The organism is Spirosoma arboris, from assembly GCF_009754945.1.
Lineage (GTDB): Bacteria > Bacteroidota > Bacteroidia > Cytophagales > Spirosomataceae > Spirosoma > Spirosoma arboris.
Map to the genome: position 1 here is coordinate 384,278 of NZ_WPIN01000007.1, position 18,138 is coordinate 402,415.

Sequence of the window (18,138 nt, forward strand, 5' to 3'; positions counted from 1 at the left end):
TGCCAATTTTCAACATTTACAGGCTCGTTTGATTGCGTTCTGACATATGTCTGGCAAACCACTGAAAGTTGCGTTCGATAGTCATCTTGTTATCGTAGATGTCGTGAAATTCTACTTTCAATGTGATTAGGCTTAGTTGCTGCCGAACCCGTTGCGCGTCTCCTTCGCTAGCTTCTAATCGAGTGTCAAAGATGACCAAGTGGCCATTGGGCAAAATCACTTTTCGCACAGACTCGTTTACACTGATGCGCGTATAAGACCGACTGTCTAGTTCCAGACAACCTTCAATAGCTGTATATGATTTACCGTCTTTTTGAAAAATGAGTCGATCAACAATCATTGGCCCCAGACCATTGTTGGTAACACGAACGTAGATATGACCCTGCCGATCTTCCAAATCAATTTGCCCTAAGGGCTTCAGCGATTTTTCATTGTGAACGCGCTGAAGATACACCTGATACAGCAGGGCAAACAAGGCCAGCCATGAAACCAATACTGTCATATCCCCTGTCATGTCCAGCCGACCTTTCCTGTCTAAGTCTGAAATGAGGATACCCAGCAGAAGTTAAAGGATCCTAAAATCTCGCAACGTTTTCAACCGTTCCCTGGCTTGAATATCATACAACAACGGAATGATTTTGTGATAGAGACTGCATTGCGGGTCCTTGCCATTCACTCGATACACCGGACAGCCACTCGTACAGACAGCACTGTAGCGACAAGCCTTGCAGTCAGCCGACCGGTTATTCTCGACATGGCTACCTTGCTCAATCATATCCACCAAATCCAGCTCAGGATCGAAAATGGAGTGAGACGATTGTGCTTCGTCGCCAAAGTGAACATGGCAATAATTCAATGTGCCGTCCACATAGATAGCTCCGCCGGAAAAACCAGAAGCACAAGTATGAAAGCCTAATTCCTGGGGTTTGAGATCACAGAATTGATGACGACGCGAGAATTGCCAGCCCGTTTGGATGGCCTCCTCCATAATCGTATAGGATTCCAAAAGACCTTTTTCCAAAAGCTCCGCGTCTAATGATTCACCTTTGACAATCGAATAGCGAAACGGCACATCCAGATCAATCAGATAGCGGGTTAAATCGGGTAAACCCTTTAAGTTCTGGTTACTGACAACCGTATTGACTGTTACTGGAATTTGGTGCGCCAGTAGTATTTTCAAATTCTGATCGATACGTTTGAAGCTTCCTGTTCCCTGTTTAAAAGGTCTACTGGCATCATGATAGGTTTCCAGACCATCCAGTGAGATGCCAAAGCTAATACCTTGCTGCTGGCAAAACGTAATGATCTCATCGGTGAGAATGGTCAAGTTAGTAATGAAGGAGACATCAAAACGACAGCCGATTTCGGCCAATCGTTGACGAATTTGCGGGATAAAGGTTTTCCACGCTTTGAACTGGGTTAAGGGCTCACCACCCGCTAGGCGAAATTTGATGTGTTTGAGTTTTCGTTTAATGGCTGTTTCAACTACCTTCTCCTGCAATTGCTGTCGGGTAGCATCAGGCATACCTTCGGTCGTATTCAAAGTGGAGATATAGCAATAGCTACACGCCAGATTACAGCGATTGGTGGTATGAATCCAGAAATTGAGAGATTGCGGATTAGTTGGCTTTTCCGGTTTGCTGAACTGGCCATCAAAGCGAATGATTTCCGTTTGGGCGAGCAGACTGGCAAACTCTTCCAATACGTTTGACGGAATAGCCAGCCGCTCACCCAGTACAGCAACAGTAGAGCGCCCATCCATAGCCGCCAGAATATTCGCCTGCGCCCTGGTCAACAGGCGAAGTGAGTTTGGATAAGCGCAATTGACGGCGTAGGAATAGTCCGCATCAATGGAGCGTAGCAGCAGATGCGGTGATTGGGTGGGAGTCAACGAGGTCATCGCTTTCGGTGGAATAATGAGCGGAGCAATCGCAATTGGCATTGATCGACACTATTTTTAATGCGTCTTTACCCAAGGTTATTTCGAGCAATGAGCGGTCATCGAATAGAATGTTAGCCTCATTCGACGAAATCATAACGGGTTGTGTTCTCATGATTATTGGTTGTTTTTATTTAAGCCGATTTCGTAATGCACAAACGGTACTGGGATGCCATTGGCTATTACCCCGAAAGGTTGGAACCCCCTGTTTATTGAGTTCCTGGGCAATCGCTCGCACGGACATAATACCCCGCTTTTTTAGCATCTTGAGCAAGGGCATAAGCCGGTAGGCAAACTCGTCTGCCGCCTTCTTATTTCGCCTGGCCTGTACCTTCCCATGTTTGCCAAGTATCACTCCGCGTTTTCGAGCCGCAGCCAGAGCCGCTTTCGTGGTTTCGCTAATGCGCTGGCGTTGCTCTTCATCTACGGCCGCGATAATATGAATGGTAAACCGATTGGCATGCGGGTTATCGGTGACCACGATTTCCACATCTGATTTAACCAGTCGGGCAATTTTTTCAACATCGCGTCCTAACCGATCCAATCGTGCCACCATCAGCGTGGCTTTGCGGCATCGACACCGCTCCATTGCCTCGAACAAACCGCTTTGCTGTTTGCGGGTGGATTTCACTTCAACCACTTCATCGACAAGGCTATATCCATTCAGCCGACAATAACTGGCTACAGCTACCTGCTGTGCATCGAGACCTAAACCACTTCGTCCCTGTCTTCGGGTGGACACTCGGTAATAGGCAATGGCCTGTTTCATAGGGGGTTAACCGTGATCTTGTTCTGATGTAAACGATGGATTACCTTTGAACAGGTTTCGTTTAAAAATTGGTTAGTCCCGTTTTGGGAGGCCTTGTATGACAAGGATTTACAAATGAAGAGAGCTTGAAAAACAGAGTTTGGTGTACCGGGATTAACGATCGTATACATCCGAACAAATTTTCAGGTAAAAATTAATTCGTCCCCTTGGAACAAATGGACCAAGAGGATTAACTGTAGAAGGCTTCCCTGTTTTCGAGATTTGTTTGAAATAGAACTAATCCGACAGTGACGAAAATGCTTTACCGCACTCGTGGATTTTGAATTTAAAAACTGGTCAACTACTACATACCTAATTAATAGCTCGTTTTAGCCCTAGCATCAGTTGGGCTAACGAGCCATATGGCAACACCTTTGCCAACTCATTCTGGACGGGACCACCCGTGTGGTTAATTGAAAGTGGAGTTTTTGGAAGATGAAACTTTCGCATGTGTAAAAGATGCTCGGACCGAAATCTTCCACAGGGCAGCCTGAGCGCTAGATTGAGATGTACTGCGCGGGGGATCTGTCCCGAACGTACTTGACATCAACTCCCCGAGTTCATGTCCAAAAAACTTGCCTAGGATTGAATGTCTACTATATTTGTATATAACCCATATTTATAAACACCTTGAATGGCATCTATGCCCTTTACCCTTTGGTTTGATAACGTTGTAGACCAGCTAAACGAATTTGGTTACCCATTACCCCTGACTGATAAAGAAATCGAGTGGATGGAAGATGTTTGGGAGCATTTTTACATGTCACCCGTTGAAGCTGCCTTATTATTTATCAATGAATACGAACGATAAATGAAGATTGGTTAGGCAAGCCGGACATCGGCTGACACAAAAGAGCTGCATTCCGGTTTAAGCAGGTGTGTACTGGTGCCGCATTTCTTAGGCCAGTCAATGCCTAATTGCTGGACCACTTCGCTGATTCGCCTTCTGCCAATGGGAAGGCGAGAGCCATTCCGCATGATCAGATGGGCTATGATGGAAGAAACTACGACACAACTATAAATATGTTCCGGATTCACTAGGTTGGCTTTGTGAATGCGAATAAACTGGGGCCAGAGGGCACTGTACCATTTTAAGGTTCGGCTGGTTAAAATTGACTTTCCATTCAGCAAATAAAGCGTGCAATAGTTAATGTCCCCGCTTAAATAAAGAACCTGAGCCGACTCAAACTTAAGCTGTTTGTTGGCCGCCTCTAATCGTTTCATAAATAGCAAGGTTGCGCAAAAGCTAAATCACGTATATATGAATTATCCTATTTATAAACCTTCTTTTATAATAAATCCAGTTAATGGTATTTTAATGTACTGACATCCTATTTTACTGAGTAGCCTATATGGAGAGGCAAGATCGCTATTCGTGATTAGCTAGTTGGATAAGGTCTAGACTAATTTGTTTAGGCAACCTTAAGCTGCTCTGACTCAGAGAACATCCATCCCGGCTCAAAGGGGTGTTTACTCACGCCGGAATGTTTGAGGATAGCAATCCCTAATTGATCAAGCACTTCGCCAACTCGCCTTCTGCTAATGGGAAGACGAGTGGCATCACGCATAATCACATGCGCCTTAGCTAAAGTAATTACGATACAACTATGAATATGCTCGGGATTAACCAGGCTGGTTTTGTGAATACGAATAAACTGGGGCCACTGGTCAGCATATAATTTTAGTGTCCTACTGGATAAAATTATTTTACCATTCAACAGGTGGATTGAGGAATAATTCGCATCGCCCGTTAAGTAAAGCACTTGAGCGGGCTCAAACTTATGGCGAATATGAGTTGCTTCTAATCGTTTCATAGGAAGTATGATGGAAGGGAGTGGGAATTTAGTAGTAGTCTATTCAAGGGTTAAGTATAATAAAATAAAACGCATAATGCCTGTTTTTTTGGTCTTGGTAACAAATAATCTTTTAAGACTCCTATAAATTCTCTACAGGTAATCTCACCGTCTTGTTGCCAATAGACCTGTCTAAATGGAATCCTGTTAGACCTGAATGAAATTTCTCCTACCCTTAGCGGCTGATACAGGGCAAACTGGACGCATTTATAACCGAATGGCAGAGCGGCTGCAAAGTCTCGAATGCGCTGGAACCACCAAACGAGTCTACAAGGTTGACAGTTTACACAGTTCTCCTACCATGAATAGTACACCCCCATATAAGATTACGATGGCCCTAACACCCATCCAGAAGTAGAGCATGATTAGCGGGATTGCGCTCAAAAAGAACGCGCTATAACAGTAAGTACAGGTAGAGAGGCTATTTTTAACCTAGTATGGTTTAGAATAAGAAAAAAGGGATGCTGGTGCTGTTTTAGCCTGTTTGGCAGGATTTTGGCAGTTGGTAGGTTGAGTAAACCATGTGACCGATGACTACTCCATCCAATGCCTACCTACTCAAAGAGTACATTAAAACCCTCCTGGCCACGGAGGTGGTGTTTCCCGGCATTCTTCCTCGTCGGTGGGGAAATGAATTTACGCGAGCCGAATTACAGGCCATTTATTTCGGGCTTGCCTTTGTGATCAAAACCGCTGATCCAATCACCCAGCGAACCCTAATTGACGATTTTTGTCGGGTACAAGGCCCTAATCTAAAGTTGCATTGGTTTCTGGGGGCCTACTGGCGAGACATTGTTCAGTTACTGAAAGACTACCCCGATTCCTGCTACCATCCACTGGGAGAAAATTGACTAAACGTCATCAAGTAGGTGCCTGCTAATTGGCTACCGGACCTATTACCATCTGTGACCTAACGAAGGACAACAATAAGGTACATCTGAGTATGCATAAGTATACGTGCCAATAGGCCTATAGGTATATACATCTGAGCATGTCAGGTCGTTACTAGAACTAATTTTTAGGGCGGCAGGCTAGTAAAGAGTTTGTTTAGCAGCACCCAAGCGAGCGCCTCACACCAGGTACGAACTGCTCGGAGTAAAAGAAGGTCGTTAGATTTTGTCCTACTACTTCTTGAGGGGCAGCATATGTTTAAACACGGGTATCAGATAGTCTGCTCCCAGAATAAGCCCATAGCTGATGGGGGTTAGCCAAAGCGGCAGGCTGATCCACCACCAGGAACAATCCAGTACACCAGTTTACTTGAAGCGAGCCAAAAATATAAACAGTACGATCAGAACGGCAGCCAGTCTTATCCTTCGGATTGACGGGTAGTTTCCGAGTGGGGTCCAGTTCCAGATCATAGACTCGGGCTCGTTTGGGTAAACACACGCAACTAAGGCTCATAGGGAATAATGACGCTTTCGCGTGGCAGATAACCCAAAAAGTGTTCGATAGTATCCCGTCCCAATTTTTTAAACTGCGGCAACGTCGTTGCTTCAACTTGTAAATCATCCCAGTAAACCGCATTTAAACGGCCTCTTTAGGCAGCTTCAGCTTGCTCAACCACAAAGCGCTCTGCATCCACTATTTTCTGCCACCAGTCCAGGCGCTCCTCAATTAAACTGGTAAAATCTTTTTCTTATATTAGCATAATAGTGCTGATTGTCAAGACCTAATCCTAATTAATGCGTTTCTATTATGACTGAAGATGAAGAACTAGACCTTAAAGCGCAGCACCGTAAAGACACCGTGGATTTAACGACGATCCACGCCAGGGAATGGGACAATTTTCGAAAGCGACACGCTGAATATTCCCAAAAATATGGAGTTAATTATGCCGATAGATTACTCCGCAAGGAGAGAGCGAATTTGGAAGCGCGATTTAATCAGGAGCTAGCAGACTTAGATGAAAATCACTTTCAACAATTGATGAATTACGAAGATCCCCCGTCATCCGATAAATCCTATACATTACCGGCTTATTTACGAGGGCCCGAATTTGTACCAGAACCAGATAGGCAAGACATAGGGCGTGGAGGAGAGAAAACGACTATATCGTCAGAAGATCAACCCCAGAGAAACTTATTCGCAATTCCAGCAAGAAAGCTCGAGGAAAAGCAAACCCCTGATAGACAAAAAGATGATCTTGATCAATCACAGGATGTTATGAGCGGCATGATAGCTTCACAACAGGCAGGTAAACTAAAAGACGACCCGACTCATAAGAAACAAATGTCCATGTCTCAGCGGTTTATGCAAGGGTTAAGCTATACACGAGCGGCGGAAAAAACCGATAGGACTATCGATAAAGACAAAGATTTAGATCGGGATTAAACTTCGTGCTTGGCTGTTTGCTCCCTGATCATTTCACAGTAAGTAAATCATTGCACTAAAAAAGACTGTTACTTCTCTGGTTCTATATCGCGGTCTTTTGATTTAGAAGGACTCTCCTGCTCTTTTATCGAACGATCGGCTTTAAGCCAGGATGGTAAATGCTCCCGCATACGCTCAGTTACATATTGGTCACGACCGGCCTTAAATCCAGCCATGCGTTGACTATCGGTTTGAACCTTAACTAATTGTTCGGCAAGATCTGGCACGGACTGGGCAATTACATACCCTTCATTGAAGCCTTTTAAGTAATCCGGTTCAACTTTATTGTTGTCTTCCATGACTAAAACGTGTCTTTTGCGTTCTGCTCAAGATAAGCATTAATTGAGGACCGGTCATAGAGAATGATTTTCTTCTGCGGCTGTGAAAATCGTATCCGTCCCTCGTCACGCAGTTTCTGCAAGGTCGTTCTGGACCTGATGTTGAGCAGTTGCATGGCTTGCTCATCGGAAATCCATTGCTCCGTTTCCCAATTATGCTCTTTTCGCAAGCGTCCTACGACCTCTTCAACAAGAGCATAGAAAGCCGCATCATGCAGGCAGATGACTCCCATTAAAAGTTTTCAGTAAATTGATGTGTTCAATGCTAAGGCGCTTTATTCAGAACAATTTTATAGAATAGATAATGACTGCGAAACGGGAAAAATACCCTTTTTCAAAGCAGATTAAAAATTTTATACGCTTATAATAATTGGTTGGCGAAGGAGATGGAAAAACCGATTGAAAATCATTTGGAGCATTAATCGATAATCAGCGTCATCATCCACAATACAGGCAATCGGGGCGGTGTCCTCAGGTCGCATAACGTTGGTTATTACCGAAAACCGTATACAGAATATTTTAGGGAAATATTGTTCAGCACTATGAACTAATGGGGTGATAATTAGCTATCTTGTACCAATGAGAACGGTGTATGCGTGTTGCACATAAATTAAGCAATAGACATATGGTCTGGTAAGGATATAGGTGGAGATTTTATCAATCTATCGATGTTCTCTCTCTTTCTGTCGATTTTGTTGGCCTATCTTCTATTTAAAACTTACTTTGAAACTTCTACTTTGTATGAAACGGCAAGTCTATGAAAGCAATGTTAATCGCTCAGATACGAGCAGAAAATAATAAAGTGCAGGCGATACAAGCAACACAGGAACCTGTCTCGCTCGAAGCAGGATATGAACGCTTACAAAAGCTGATCTGGGATCTGAAACAAAGCGGCTATAATTATACAATCGTTCGTAGAGTTTGGCCCAGGATGGTTAATATCGGCAATTCTGAACTTCGGATCATGCGTGCCCGCTATCAGAAAACGCTCGGCGTGAAAGCGGGCTTACAAGAAACAGCTGACTATATCAACGTCCATAGTCAGTTGAAGGAACAAATCAACCAGACTATTTTGCTGCTTTTTTAGCCTATTCTACTAAGATGACTTGAGGGTAATCCTCTCTTATACCCTATAGATCCCGTCCGAAGGCTTTAAAAAACGTAAACCTCAGCTTTTAAGCTCTTGAGTATGACTAAAAGAGATATAATTCGCCGTATCAGTGAGCAAGGTGGTATTGATGAAGACAGAGTCAGGTTTATTCTTGAAGACTTTTTTGAGATCGTCAAAAGCGCCTTAGGCGAAGGCGAGCCCATTTATATCCGCAAATTTGGGAGTTTCATTCTCAAACAACGCGCTCAAAAAATAGCGCGTAATATCACCCAGAATACGGCTGTCACGATTGCAGCTCATAAAATACCTGCTTTCAAGCCGAGTCTTGAATTCACTAAACAAGTAAGAGGGCAGGAAATACTTGTAAAAAGAAAAAAGTGAAAAGCTCGTCTATCTAGCGGCAGTGTTTCTTTCGTGATGAGGTGAGCGATTGCCACTTTTACAACCTACCTAAACAGCTGTATTTAAGAGGATTATAACACGCTATACCTAATCGTAGAGCGAAGAACGTTGCCAAATAATCTTGGTTAATAATTAACAACCGCAATGCAGATCCCGTACAGTTAGCCTCAGCATCGGCCTTCTCCGAATAGCTTTTCGATGGCCATCGCCTAATTTTCAGGCATTTGTATAGACTATATTTGCTAGATTCAATAACTGGAATAGCTACTAACTCCTATGAGCATGACTAGTCTCTACTTCTCTTGTATTAGCCCAATGGGAAAGTATCACGAATTTGGTTATGGAGGGCCAGATATGGAAGCCTGTTTTGAAACCCTAACCAAAATGGCTAACCGGGGTTGGCGGTTAAAAAATATCGTCCTGTCGGAAAGTGACGGAAGCCACATTTTACTTCCTGCCAAAGCTTTCGGCGGCGCTTCCTTGATGGAGCCCTTAAAGGCGCTCCAACAGGAATGGGAACAGATTCTGTTTCAAGTGTAAGCAAAGTGCTCTACGTAAGCTGACTTAAACAAGTAGACCCGCAGTAGTTTATCAAGCGGTAGCACGAGCCCAGGAAAAGGCAAATCAAGCTGCAAGGTTACATCCCATCCTATCAAGCGGATCGTGCGAATTAGTGACGTAGGGGAGAATGAAGTTTTTATTCGTACCGCGGAAATTTTCGTACTAATCAGGTTCAGCCAATGGGTTATGATAATGATGCCCTTCGGCAGATGGCGATTATCCCACAAACCTTTCGCTTTTCAGTAGTGGTCAGAGTAGACTTTGAATTAAACAATTAAGAGAGGTGATACATGTACTTTTCCAGAAGGAGTAGTACCTAAGCGAACCCTTCATTAGTCGTTTTGTATTCAAACTAGTAGTTAGTTCTCAACAACCATCACCCAGATGGGAATACATCCTGCCTTTCGGCTAAAACACACCTGTCTTAAGTAGGCTGTTTTAAAAATGGAATAAACCCGTCCAAAGACCGAACGTAGTCATCTCCACCCACGAACGGGTAGAGATCTGCCTCAATAACGATTCTACATACCGAAAATTAACAGGAGGTTGGAGAGCTATCCTATCCATTAGCCTTCATCGTTTGGCGATTTTAGGCTGATGAACTGCTCTGAATCGAACAGCGATAATAAAAGGGCGCTATATGGCCTGCCAACTTACTTACCAAATAGACCGCCTAACATACCCCCTAGTCCACCACCTTGACCGCCGAACGAATTCATCAGACTCCCCATGTCGACACTCGAGTCATTGGGATCATTCGCCTTGTGCATCAATTTATTCAGGACTATCGGCACCAGGGAGCTAGCCACTGACAGGGCAACCTGCGGGGAGATCCCTAACTTGCTCATCAAATCCTGCTGGACCGTCTGTTGTACGCCCTGCATAGCGGGATGATCTGCCAGGTTACCACCCTGACCATTCACCATACCCAGCAAACTGCCTAAACCACCTCCCGGGCACTGTTGACCAAGCCCACTAAGGATACTCCTCGTGACGGTTTGCAGAACGGTATCGTTCTGATCATTGGGAATGGCCGGGTTATTCACTACGGCCTGACCAGCATGTTACTGAACCAGATTCATAATCGTTTCAAACATGATCACCTGTTTTTAGGCTAGCAGCCGGGCTGCCTTAGTGCATACCTAACCGACAGGCCGACTGATTGTTTTGCTCTCACGCGCTCTTAAACTCACCGGGTGAGTGGCTAAAGCCGAACGGGTGTTATTGATTGCTACTCAAATAGGTTTTATTCCCGTTCTTATTAATATAGTACTTACCCCCCTTCTCTCCGGTGTGGACAACTTCCCCATTAGGACCTTTCAGTGATTTAACAATCGGGGCGGTATAGTCCGCTGGAATAGCCTTCTGTTGTGTCAACGCCCCCACAGGCGGGTTCGACTTTGCCTGCGTTTCATGTACCGTAGCTCCGGAAGTACTCAATCCGTTGATCCCCTTTTTAGTAGCTTTCGCAGCCCGGGCTTTGGCCATCCGTTCATGAATCGGCATCTTTTCCGAAGTGGGTTCAGTTTGACCCAATGCATTACAGCAGACCAGCAAACCACCCAGAATAGTAAGCCACATCCCTATCTTTTTCATCGTCATCCAGGTTTTAACCGTAACGTATAGAGTAGTCGTAAATGCCTTCGTTTCCAGGACTTATCCATTCGCTGTTACCAACGATCAATGCCTAGGCCAGACAACTTGGGCATTGGTCAACCACGCGGTCAACGGGCCAACACCGCATAGGACAGTCTTATTGGTCCCAGCAACTGGATAATTTCTAGTGTTAACAATAGTTTCCCCTCAAGAGCTTCATGTGCCGTGAGCTGGTTCGTGAGAACCTACGCTTAACTACAGTTTACCAACCAATCGTTGATGCTGGTTGTTTAGCATTCTTTTCTATGGTCGCTCAATTCCCCACTCCTGTGGTCATATAACCACAGTATCTAGCCACAACAGATAGAGTCATTTCTTTCCCTATTATAGACCATTGGCTGCATTCGGCTTTTTTCCTTGATGGCACGGTTTTTACAAAGTCAGCGGTAGACATCAATCCAGGTTAAACCATGAAAACATTATTGACCGGAATTGCCGCCGGATTAGCGATTGGCTATCTAACGGCGCCCCGTTCGGGTAAAGAAACCCGTTCTCAATTGACCGATGCCGCTAACCAGCGCACCAAAGGATTAAAAGAACAGTGGGATAAAACGGTCTCGCAGGCTAAACAGGCGATTGACGAAGTGAAAACAAAGTCCAGCCTGTTCAAGTCCGAACCAAATCTCTTTACCGATATGGAGGCTGGTAAGCTGGATAAGTACATGACGGAGGAGGACATAGCACGTCGAACGGTTAAGGAAGAATACCCCACTAACGTGGATGAATCGCTAAGGCCTGTAGAACAACTGTGAATAAAGTGGAAGTCACCCACTGCCTATAATCAAGGTGGCATTGATTATAGGCAGTGGGTGGAAAACCAGGTTTATTTCCAACCAAGATTTTGCGATCAAAATTGGCGATACCACTTCTAGTTTTTTAGGCGATATTATAAAAAGAACAAACTGGTCATCTCAGTATGTATCGACGTAAAGTAATGATCATTTCTTTTTGTGCTCATGAACGCATTACCTGAATCCGGCTCATTAACCGACGGTACTTTCCCTGACTCAGGTGCCCCCACACATATGGCTCGGATTGCTGAGCAGCTACACGTGTCTACTCAGCCGATTGAAACCGGCCGCGTAACGCTCACCAAAACGGTGCACGAGACTGAGGAAACCGTAACGATTCCGCTCCTGCGGGAGGAGTACACCGTCGAACGTGTGGCCCGTGATGAATATGTCGACGAGTTGCCCGTTCCTCGTCAGGAAGGCCATACGACTATATACCCCGTTGTGAAAGAAGTGCTGGTGGTACAAAAACGACTCTTACTCATTGAAGAAATTCGGGTAACCCGTCAGCAAACTCAAACCCGAGAATCTCAAACGGTCATCCTGCGCCAGGAGGATATTGTTGTGGAGCGGACACCGATCAATTCCGAACGTCCGGTTTAAAAGGCTCTAGCTAACAAATCAGTGTTTATTATTCTTAATGCAAAACTCAACAAAACCCAAAACGTATGGCACACACAGTAATCGGCATTTTCGATAATGCCTCCGAGGCTCAACAAGCCGTTGACCAATTAATCAGTAGTGGCTTTAGCCGCAGTAGCATCGATTTGTCGGCGGGCCTGAGCAGCAATGCCACAAGTTCAGATGAGTTGATTCCAGATCGACACGTCAACACCTCTGGTACACGCACTGAAGAACTGGTCGATGACACCAAAGATGTCGGCAGCAGCGTGGGTAATTTCTTTAGTTCGCTATTTGGCAGTGACGATGAGGAGGATACCAAGAAGTATTCAACTGTAGGCAGTCGGGGCTCCATTGTGACCGTGCATACGGACACGGATGACCAGGCCGAGCAGGCTGCCGACATTCTGGATGAGGCTGGCGCGGTGGATGTAAATGAACGTGCCGTTGAGTATGGGTATACCGCACCGACCACGCGGTTTGATACAACGGCACCTGTAACCGACCTGGACGGCGATCAAACGCTAAAGGTAATCGAGGAGAATCTGGAAGTTGGCAAACGGACGGTCGAAACCGGAGGAGTACGGCTGCGCAGCCGCATCGTAGCCAAGCCTATTGAAGAGAGTATTCGACTGCGTGAAGAGCGGGTGACGGTGAACCGTACGCCGGTAAACCGGCCTGCTACGGCGGCTGAGCTGAACGCGTTTCAGGATGGACAAATCGAATTAACCGAACACGCCGAAGTACCAGTGGTTTCTAAAACGGCGAATGTTGTGGAAGAAATCTCTGTGGGGAAAGAAGTAAACGAACGCGAGGAAGTCATCCGTGATACGGTTCGTAAAACGGAAGTGGATGTGGAGAATCTGGGGACTACAGACGTTTCAACTTCGCCAGCAGAAACGGATTCCAATGAGGTAACTTACGCCACAAAGTAAATAGATCGGTTTGGGTGGGGGTTGAAGGTAGGATCGCTTAGGCACCAGGCTTTTTCCGCCCATTCAAACCGTCTCTTTTACATGGTTCTCTAAGTTGGCGACGAAAACCGCTGGTTACCGGAACAAGCCCAAGTTTACGTTTCCTGACCTGGTATCGAGACTATAGACTGGGTAGCCACCTAACCAGCTTGGTAGCGGATCAAACCGCTCCCAGGGGAAATGAGGAAATCAGTTGGCGTCAAACCAACTGGTTTGGCTACCAGCAGGCCTGTCCAATAGCCACTTTGACACATCCTTTTGCCTGAGTTGTGTAGCGTAACCCTATTGATCTGATCATCCGGTAAACAACAGCATAACATACACCCGTATATACCCAACCCTTTAAACCCTTAACCTAACGCCACTAGTATGAGCAGTTTCTTACTCGACCACCTTCGGTCCGTTTTTTCCCCCACTTCCGTCAGTGAACTAGCCCAGTCTATTGGCGAAGCTACGGCACCAACCCAAAAAGCGCTCGATGGCTTAATTCCCACGGTAACGGCGGGCGTTATTAATCGGGTCTCCGATCAGGAAGGTGCCATTAGATTGTATCAGTTGCTGGCCGACACGTCCTTTGCGACCGATCCCACGATGAGCCAGCTAGTCGGGACAGGTAATCATCGCCAGAAATCTGCGGACTCGGGTAATGCGCTCTTAAATCAGCTCTATTCCGACCGGCCTACCCATCTGGCTGAATCAACAGCTCAGTACAGTGGTGTTGGGCTGGGGTCGGCCAGCACCTTAACGGGGCTGGTGATGTCGGTGCTAATGGGCTTTTTGCATCAGCAGGTTAGGAGCCGAAATCTAACTCAAACGCAACTGACCGCGCTGTTGCTGGGCGAAACAGATTCTGTTCGAAGCGCTATCCCAGCGGTTTTAGCAGGGAGCCTGGGTTGGTTGATTGGCACACCCCTACCCGCAAGTACCAGGTCGCTACAGCCCGAGACAGCTCCCGTTGTCAAAAACGGGGATGAACCAGCTGGTGCTCCCTGGTGGCGGTGGTTATTACTAGCGCTGGCCTTGTTATTGCTATTGTTTTTCTTATTACGCGGTTGTCAAGACGAGAAAATCACACGATCAGTCAATTCGTCAACTGTCACCGACTCCGTAGCCAGTGATTTGGACGGCAACGAAGCTCAGGTGCGGGTGGGTGTCGATTTGCCTGGTGGCCGTAAACTCAGCCTAGTCGAGCATTCGTTCAACGACAGCTTAGCACGCTATCTAGCGAACAAAAATAGTCAAACGCCACGCCTGTTTACGTTTGATAATTTGACCTTTGAGACCAATTCGGCGCGGATAACCGCCCAGGCCCGTCCCCATGTTGATGATCTAATCCAGATTATGCAGGCCTACCCAAGTCTGGCCATCCGCATTGAAGGTAATACCGATAGTACGGGTGATGATGCCCTTAACGATCCCTTGTCAGCCCAACGAGCCAGCGTGGTGAAACAGGCACTCATTCAGGGTGGTATTGCTGCCAACCGGGTGACCACCCGGGAGCGGGGCGATACCAAACCGGTGGCCAGCAACCAGACCCCGGCGGGTCGCCAGAAGAACCGTAGAATTGACGTGGTTATTACTAAGCTCTAGCCAAATTAATTATGTTTATTTTCTTAAATACGGTCGTTACTGACTTACTTTGAACTGGCAAAGAAGAATTTCCGAATAGCTTACCCAGCCCAAGTCCGTTGCGTTATGTTGCCGTTTACGAGCCTACTTGTAGCAATCAGTTGCCTGTTGTCTGGGCAATCTCTCAGCCAGTCCTTGCCCGATATCCTTCAGCAACAAGCATATAAAGCGGTTCAGGCTAGTGTCCAGGGAGACTATAAAACGGTGCTTACCTTTACCTATCCTCGTTTGGTTGACTTATTGGGTGGTCCCAAAAAAATGCTGGCCGTACTCAAGCAGCAGGCACCACCCATGTCTACCGAGCCTATTCATATACTGATTGAAAAACCAGGAACCATCTACAAAGCGGGTAAAGAGTTACATGCGTTGGTACCTTACGTGTTGACAATTCCCCAAAAACCAAGCTTTGTCCAGCTAAGAGGGTATCAGTTAGCGGTGTCCATGAATAAAGGCAAACACTGGTATTTTGTGCCCACGGATCAATTAACTGAGGCCAGCATTCATCGCTTATTTCCAATCTTCAACCCCAGGCTAGTCATCCCACCCCCAGCTAAAGCAGTCGTTAGGGATCAGCCGTAAGTTTTGTTACTAGAAAAGCGAATGTCTAATCACAAAAGAGTTGGTCAATTTCTGTACAAGCGACTAACTGAGATGAAGTGGGGTTACCTAGAGGAACCGTTTCCTCAGTATGCCACTGAGGGAGCGGATATTTTTCTGACCAGCGTGTTAGTGCCTCATTAGTAAGTTCACAACCGGTAGCCGCGATTGGCTGGTTTAGCATCTGCTGAACGTATTGGATTACCCGGTTAGCTTCCTTTATTCAACGACATACGGACTATGCACCTAAAAACAGGTACCCTTCTCCTCGCTTTATGGGGGCTCGACGGGCTGGCCTTGGCCCAGCGGGGCCTGCCGCCTAAAGAAAAAACCAGGTCTATTCTGGTGACCAAGTACGCTCAACACCTGGATTTTCTGCCTCAACTCGTCAAGTTATTAAAAGTACCCGATGGCTGGCAAGTCAGCGTGGCGGCCAGCGGTTTAGGAAGACCCCGGATGCTCTATACGGGGTCAAACGGGGAGCTCTACATCACCCGCCGGGATGCCGGGGATGTGTTACTCTTAAAGGACACCAACAACGATACCAAATTTGATGACTTAGTAACGGTGGCCGCCGATTTTAAAGGCGTGCACGGCATTACCATCAAAGATGGCTGGATGTATTTGTGCAACAACAATCAATTGCGTCGCTACCAGCTGAAAGCCGATGGTACTCTGACCGAAACATGGGAAACCCTGATCGACGATCTGCCCAATGGCGGCCAGCACCCCAACCGAACCATCGATTTTGGCCCCGATGGCCTGCTTTATATTTCGGTGGGAAGCGAGTGCAATGATTGTAAGGAAAGTGATAAGGAAATGGCTTCCATTTTACAGGTAAACCCCACTAGTTGGAAACGCACGATGTTTGCCACCGGCCTTCGTAATACGATTGGCTTTGACTGGCATCCCCAAACCGGTGAGCTATGGGGTATCGACAATGGCGGGGATGGCAAAGGTAACAAATGGCCGCCCGAAGAAGTCAATCATATTGTGAAAGGGGGCAACTATGGATTTCCCCTGGCGTATGGAAAACGAGAGGTGGACCAGAGCCGGGAAGATCCCGCTGGCGATACCAAAGAAGAGTGGGTGAAAAACACCGAACCCTCTACCTTGGAGCTGCGGGCTCACCAGGCCCCGATCGGCTTCCAGTTTTTCGGCAAAGCGGCTAACATTCCGGCTGACTACGCCGGAGACGGCCTGGTGGCCTGGCACGGCTCCTGGAACGCGAGCAAACCCGTTGGCTTTAAAGTGCAGCGCATCCATTTCGAAAATGGTGTGGCAACTAGCACCTCCGACTTCTTAACGGGGTTTCTAAAACCCGGTTTTCTACTCTTCAAGCGAAAAGCCCGCTTTGGCCGACCAGCGGGTATCACCGTAACCCCATCGGGTGTGGTCTATGTATCGGATGATGCCAATGGAGTTATTTACGCGGTTAAACGAACAGCTCTATGAATAAGCCACTTCTCCTGTGCTTTTTGTTGTTCTATGGCTGTATTGCCATTAAGCCAACGACCCGAATTGACTTTGATGCGCCTGACAGCTACCCCGAAGGCATCGCCTATGATAGTGTTCGCCAGATCTACTACGTCTCGTCGGCTCGTACAGGTACCATTGGAAAGGTAAGCCCGCAGGGTGTCTATTCGGTGTTACACGCCGACAGTAGTTTAAAATCCACCTACGGTTTGAAAATCCATCCTGATGGCAAGCGTTTATTTGCCTGTGTGGGTGATGCCAACTATAGTAAGTTTACTTCTGCCGATACCCGGCGCAAAATGATCCGGCTGATCAGCGTCGATCTGACGAGTGGGAAACGCCTATCCGATGTTGACCTGTCGGGTCTAGTGCCCGGTAAACATTTCCCCAATGACCTTACGTTTGATCCTACCGGTACGATTTATATGACAGATAGTTTTGCGCACGCGATTTACAAAATTACGCCGGACGGTCAGGCGTCGGTCCTTGCCAAAGACAAGAAATTTGAGACCCAGGGCATTGGCCTCAACGGGATTGTGTATCATCCCAGCGGCTTCTTACTGGTGGATAACAGCAATACCGGTCAGTTGTATAAAGTACCCATTAGTAATCCTCAAAACGTACAGAAGGTCGCCATCGACCAATACTTTCTAGGCGCAGATGGTTTATTGCTATCGGGCAACAATCGGCTGACGATGGTGGTGAATGGGGGTAATGACAAAGTGTTTCAGATAACGACCGAGGATAATTGGCAAAGCGCTCAGTTGGCTAGTACGACCTTAATTGCGGATCGATTTACCTATCCCTCTACAGCTACCCGGAATGGAAAGGACATTTGGGTAATGAATGCCAAATTCAATGAACTGGTTGACAGTAATGCGATCCCGGCTAAGAAATTCGCGCTTCAGCTGGCGGTACTTAAACCCGTTCCAAAACCCAAAAAATAATTCGTTAAACTATAGAAAGTCAGCTTAGGTTGACCACGATTCTTTAGTATTCTTGTTAGTTT

Annotated in this window: 27 protein-coding genes; 14 read left to right on the forward strand and 13 right to left on the reverse strand. The window is 46.5% G+C overall.

Annotated features, from left to right (window positions below):
* Positions 1-16: 16 nt before the first annotated feature.
* The 5 genes from GO755_RS20560 to GO755_RS20575 form a co-directional block, all read right to left on the reverse strand.
* Positions 17-502, reverse strand: a complete 486-nt coding sequence (locus GO755_RS20560; RefSeq protein WP_157587160.1) for a hypothetical protein — start codon at positions 500-502, stop codon at positions 17-19.
* Positions 503-565: 63 nt separating this feature from the next.
* Complete coding sequence (locus GO755_RS20565) at positions 566-1,900, reverse strand: radical SAM/SPASM domain-containing protein (RefSeq protein WP_157587252.1); 1,335 nt, start codon at positions 1,898-1,900, stop codon at positions 566-568.
* The gene (locus GO755_RS40945) at positions 1,848-2,054 is read right to left on the reverse strand and encodes a hypothetical protein (protein ID WP_198174881.1); all 207 of its coding nucleotides are present in this window, start codon (positions 2,052-2,054) and stop codon (positions 1,848-1,850) included. Before GO755_RS40945 ends, GO755_RS20565 begins: the two co-directional genes overlap by 53 nt.
* Before the next feature lie 15 nt (positions 2,055-2,069).
* Positions 2,070-2,708: a recombinase family protein gene (locus GO755_RS20570; protein WP_157587161.1), complete on the reverse strand. Its 639-nt coding sequence runs from the start codon at positions 2,706-2,708 to the stop codon at positions 2,070-2,072.
* A 351-nt stretch (positions 2,709-3,059) separates the two neighbouring features.
* Entirely contained in the window at positions 3,060-3,197 is a 138-nt protein-coding gene (locus tag GO755_RS20575; protein ID WP_157587162.1) for a hypothetical protein, read from the reverse strand.
* Between the two features lie 193 nt (positions 3,198-3,390).
* On the opposite strand from GO755_RS20575, the gene GO755_RS20580 reads away from it, so the two are divergent.
* Entirely contained in the window at positions 3,391-3,558 is a 168-nt protein-coding gene (locus tag GO755_RS20580; protein ID WP_157587163.1) for a hypothetical protein, read from the forward strand.
* Positions 3,559-3,569: 11 nt separating this feature from the next.
* Here the strand turns inward: GO755_RS20580 and GO755_RS20585 are convergent, their stop codons facing one another.
* A complete protein-coding gene (locus tag GO755_RS20585) occupies positions 3,570-3,971 on the reverse strand; it encodes a LytR/AlgR family response regulator transcription factor (RefSeq protein ID WP_157587164.1) in 402 nt (133 codons plus the stop codon).
* 188 nt (positions 3,972-4,159) lie between these two features.
* Positions 4,160-4,561 (reverse strand): LytR/AlgR family response regulator transcription factor, encoded by a 402-nt coding sequence (locus tag GO755_RS20590; RefSeq protein ID WP_157587165.1) that lies wholly within the window; start codon positions 4,559-4,561, stop codon positions 4,160-4,162.
* Between the two features lie 196 nt (positions 4,562-4,757).
* Between GO755_RS20590 and GO755_RS20595 the strand changes: the two genes are divergently transcribed.
* Positions 4,758-4,958, forward strand: coding sequence for a hypothetical protein (locus GO755_RS20595; protein WP_157587166.1), 201 nt, complete (start codon positions 4,758-4,760; stop codon positions 4,956-4,958).
* 172 nt (positions 4,959-5,130) lie between these two features.
* The gene (locus tag GO755_RS20600; protein ID WP_157587167.1) at positions 5,131-5,451 is read left to right on the forward strand and encodes a hypothetical protein; all 321 of its coding nucleotides are present in this window, start codon (positions 5,131-5,133) and stop codon (positions 5,449-5,451) included.
* Positions 5,452-5,749: 298 nt separating this feature from the next.
* Here the strand turns inward: GO755_RS20600 and GO755_RS20605 are convergent, their stop codons facing one another.
* Complete coding sequence (locus GO755_RS20605) at positions 5,750-6,004, reverse strand: hypothetical protein (protein WP_157587168.1); 255 nt, start codon at positions 6,002-6,004, stop codon at positions 5,750-5,752.
* 294 nt (positions 6,005-6,298) lie between these two features.
* Between GO755_RS20605 and GO755_RS20610 the strand changes: the two genes are divergently transcribed.
* Entirely contained in the window at positions 6,299-6,934 is a 636-nt protein-coding gene (locus tag GO755_RS20610) for a hypothetical protein (RefSeq protein ID WP_157587169.1), read from the forward strand.
* A 68-nt stretch (positions 6,935-7,002) separates the two neighbouring features.
* Here GO755_RS20610 and GO755_RS20615 read toward each other — a convergent pair whose 3' ends face one another.
* The 3 genes from GO755_RS20615 to GO755_RS41860 all read right to left on the reverse strand — a co-directional run bounded on the left by GO755_RS20615 (position 7,003) and on the right by GO755_RS41860 (position 7,793).
* Complete coding sequence (locus tag GO755_RS20615; RefSeq protein ID WP_157587170.1) at positions 7,003-7,272, reverse strand: hypothetical protein; 270 nt, start codon at positions 7,270-7,272, stop codon at positions 7,003-7,005.
* 2 nt (positions 7,273-7,274) lie between these two features.
* Positions 7,275-7,544 (reverse strand): helix-turn-helix domain-containing protein, encoded by a 270-nt coding sequence (locus tag GO755_RS20620; protein ID WP_157587171.1) that lies wholly within the window; start codon positions 7,542-7,544, stop codon positions 7,275-7,277.
* Between the two features lie 120 nt (positions 7,545-7,664).
* Positions 7,665-7,793, reverse strand: a complete 129-nt coding sequence (locus GO755_RS41860) for a hypothetical protein (protein ID WP_262887022.1) — start codon at positions 7,791-7,793, stop codon at positions 7,665-7,667.
* A 275-nt stretch (positions 7,794-8,068) separates the two neighbouring features.
* On the opposite strand from GO755_RS41860, the gene GO755_RS20625 reads away from it, so the two are divergent.
* From GO755_RS20625 to GO755_RS20635, 3 genes are all read left to right on the forward strand, one after another.
* A complete protein-coding gene (locus tag GO755_RS20625) occupies positions 8,069-8,398 on the forward strand; it encodes a hypothetical protein (protein ID WP_157587172.1) in 330 nt (109 codons plus the stop codon).
* A gap of 102 nt (positions 8,399-8,500) precedes the next feature.
* Entirely contained in the window at positions 8,501-8,803 is a 303-nt protein-coding gene (locus tag GO755_RS20630; protein ID WP_157587173.1) for an HU family DNA-binding protein, read from the forward strand.
* A gap of 303 nt (positions 8,804-9,106) precedes the next feature.
* The gene (locus GO755_RS20635; protein WP_157587174.1) at positions 9,107-9,364 is read left to right on the forward strand and encodes a hypothetical protein; all 258 of its coding nucleotides are present in this window, start codon (positions 9,107-9,109) and stop codon (positions 9,362-9,364) included.
* A 674-nt stretch (positions 9,365-10,038) separates the two neighbouring features.
* Here GO755_RS20635 and GO755_RS20640 read toward each other — a convergent pair.
* The gene (locus tag GO755_RS20640; RefSeq protein WP_227687018.1) at positions 10,039-10,431 is read right to left on the reverse strand and encodes a hypothetical protein; all 393 of its coding nucleotides are present in this window, start codon (positions 10,429-10,431) and stop codon (positions 10,039-10,041) included.
* Between the two features lie 175 nt (positions 10,432-10,606).
* Entirely contained in the window at positions 10,607-10,981 is a 375-nt protein-coding gene (locus tag GO755_RS20645) for a hypothetical protein (protein WP_157587175.1), read from the reverse strand.
* Positions 10,982-11,451: 470 nt separating this feature from the next.
* Here GO755_RS20645 and GO755_RS20650 point away from each other — a divergent pair, with 470 nt between their 5' ends.
* From GO755_RS20650 to GO755_RS20680, 7 genes are all read left to right on the forward strand, one after another.
* Positions 11,452-11,793 (forward strand): YtxH domain-containing protein, encoded by a 342-nt coding sequence (locus GO755_RS20650; protein WP_157587176.1) that lies wholly within the window; start codon positions 11,452-11,454, stop codon positions 11,791-11,793.
* A gap of 204 nt (positions 11,794-11,997) precedes the next feature.
* Entirely contained in the window at positions 11,998-12,435 is a 438-nt protein-coding gene (locus GO755_RS20655) for a YsnF/AvaK domain-containing protein (RefSeq protein ID WP_157587177.1), read from the forward strand.
* A gap of 65 nt (positions 12,436-12,500) precedes the next feature.
* A complete protein-coding gene (locus tag GO755_RS20660; RefSeq protein ID WP_157587178.1) occupies positions 12,501-13,388 on the forward strand; it encodes a YsnF/AvaK domain-containing protein in 888 nt (295 codons plus the stop codon).
* 408 nt (positions 13,389-13,796) lie between these two features.
* Entirely contained in the window at positions 13,797-15,017 is a 1,221-nt protein-coding gene (locus GO755_RS20665; protein WP_157587179.1) for an OmpA family protein, read from the forward strand.
* 105 nt (positions 15,018-15,122) lie between these two features.
* Positions 15,123-15,635, forward strand: a complete 513-nt coding sequence (locus tag GO755_RS20670) for a hypothetical protein (protein WP_157587180.1) — start codon at positions 15,123-15,125, stop codon at positions 15,633-15,635.
* A gap of 258 nt (positions 15,636-15,893) precedes the next feature.
* Positions 15,894-17,108 (forward strand): PQQ-dependent sugar dehydrogenase, encoded by a 1,215-nt coding sequence (locus GO755_RS20675; protein ID WP_157587181.1) that lies wholly within the window; start codon positions 15,894-15,896, stop codon positions 17,106-17,108.
* Positions 17,105-18,076, forward strand: a complete 972-nt coding sequence (locus GO755_RS20680; protein ID WP_157587182.1) for a gluconolaconase — start codon at positions 17,105-17,107, stop codon at positions 18,074-18,076. Before GO755_RS20675 ends, GO755_RS20680 begins: the two co-directional genes overlap by 4 nt.
* Positions 18,077-18,138: the final 62 nt, after the last annotated feature.

Bases quoted from the DNA above. Each gene is read 5' to 3' on its own strand.
- GO755_RS20560 (WP_157587160.1), bottom strand. From the start codon at position 502: ATGACAGTATTGGTTTCATGGCTGGCCTTGTTTGCCCTGCTGTATCAG.
- GO755_RS20565 (WP_157587252.1), bottom strand. From the start codon at position 1,900: ATGACCTCGTTGACTCCCACCCAATCACCGCATCTGCTGCTACGCTCC.
- GO755_RS40945 (WP_198174881.1), bottom strand. From the start codon at position 2,054: ATGAGAACACAACCCGTTATGATTTCGTCGAATGAGGCTAACATTCTA.
- GO755_RS20570 (WP_157587161.1), bottom strand. From the start codon at position 2,708: ATGAAACAGGCCATTGCCTATTACCGAGTGTCCACCCGAAGACAGGGA.
- GO755_RS20575 (WP_157587162.1), bottom strand. From the start codon at position 3,197: ATGCGAAAGTTTCATCTTCCAAAAACTCCACTTTCAATTAACCACACG.
- GO755_RS20580 (WP_157587163.1), top strand. From the start codon at position 3,391: ATGCCCTTTACCCTTTGGTTTGATAACGTTGTAGACCAGCTAAACGAA.
- GO755_RS20585 (WP_157587164.1), bottom strand. From the start codon at position 3,971: ATGAAACGATTAGAGGCGGCCAACAAACAGCTTAAGTTTGAGTCGGCT.
- GO755_RS20590 (WP_157587165.1), bottom strand. From the start codon at position 4,561: ATGAAACGATTAGAAGCAACTCATATTCGCCATAAGTTTGAGCCCGCT.
- GO755_RS20595 (WP_157587166.1), top strand. From the start codon at position 4,758: ATGAAATTTCTCCTACCCTTAGCGGCTGATACAGGGCAAACTGGACGC.
- GO755_RS20600 (WP_157587167.1), top strand. From the start codon at position 5,131: ATGACTACTCCATCCAATGCCTACCTACTCAAAGAGTACATTAAAACC.
- GO755_RS20605 (WP_157587168.1), bottom strand. From the start codon at position 6,004: ATGAGCCTTAGTTGCGTGTGTTTACCCAAACGAGCCCGAGTCTATGAT.
- GO755_RS20610 (WP_157587169.1), top strand. From the start codon at position 6,299: ATGACTGAAGATGAAGAACTAGACCTTAAAGCGCAGCACCGTAAAGAC.
- GO755_RS20615 (WP_157587170.1), bottom strand. From the start codon at position 7,272: ATGGAAGACAACAATAAAGTTGAACCGGATTACTTAAAAGGCTTCAAT.
- GO755_RS20620 (WP_157587171.1), bottom strand. From the start codon at position 7,544: ATGGGAGTCATCTGCCTGCATGATGCGGCTTTCTATGCTCTTGTTGAA.
- GO755_RS41860 (WP_262887022.1), bottom strand. From the start codon at position 7,793: ATGCGACCTGAGGACACCGCCCCGATTGCCTGTATTGTGGATGATGAC.
- GO755_RS20625 (WP_157587172.1), top strand. From the start codon at position 8,069: ATGAAAGCAATGTTAATCGCTCAGATACGAGCAGAAAATAATAAAGTG.
- GO755_RS20630 (WP_157587173.1), top strand. From the start codon at position 8,501: ATGACTAAAAGAGATATAATTCGCCGTATCAGTGAGCAAGGTGGTATT.
- GO755_RS20635 (WP_157587174.1), top strand. From the start codon at position 9,107: ATGACTAGTCTCTACTTCTCTTGTATTAGCCCAATGGGAAAGTATCAC.
- GO755_RS20645 (WP_157587175.1), bottom strand. From the start codon at position 10,981: ATGAAAAAGATAGGGATGTGGCTTACTATTCTGGGTGGTTTGCTGGTC.
- GO755_RS20650 (WP_157587176.1), top strand. From the start codon at position 11,452: ATGAAAACATTATTGACCGGAATTGCCGCCGGATTAGCGATTGGCTAT.
- GO755_RS20655 (WP_157587177.1), top strand. From the start codon at position 11,998: ATGAACGCATTACCTGAATCCGGCTCATTAACCGACGGTACTTTCCCT.
- GO755_RS20660 (WP_157587178.1), top strand. From the start codon at position 12,501: ATGGCACACACAGTAATCGGCATTTTCGATAATGCCTCCGAGGCTCAA.
- GO755_RS20665 (WP_157587179.1), top strand. From the start codon at position 13,797: ATGAGCAGTTTCTTACTCGACCACCTTCGGTCCGTTTTTTCCCCCACT.
- GO755_RS20670 (WP_157587180.1), top strand. From the start codon at position 15,123: ATGTTGCCGTTTACGAGCCTACTTGTAGCAATCAGTTGCCTGTTGTCT.
- GO755_RS20675 (WP_157587181.1), top strand. From the start codon at position 15,894: ATGCACCTAAAAACAGGTACCCTTCTCCTCGCTTTATGGGGGCTCGAC.
- GO755_RS20680 (WP_157587182.1), top strand. From the start codon at position 17,105: ATGAATAAGCCACTTCTCCTGTGCTTTTTGTTGTTCTATGGCTGTATT.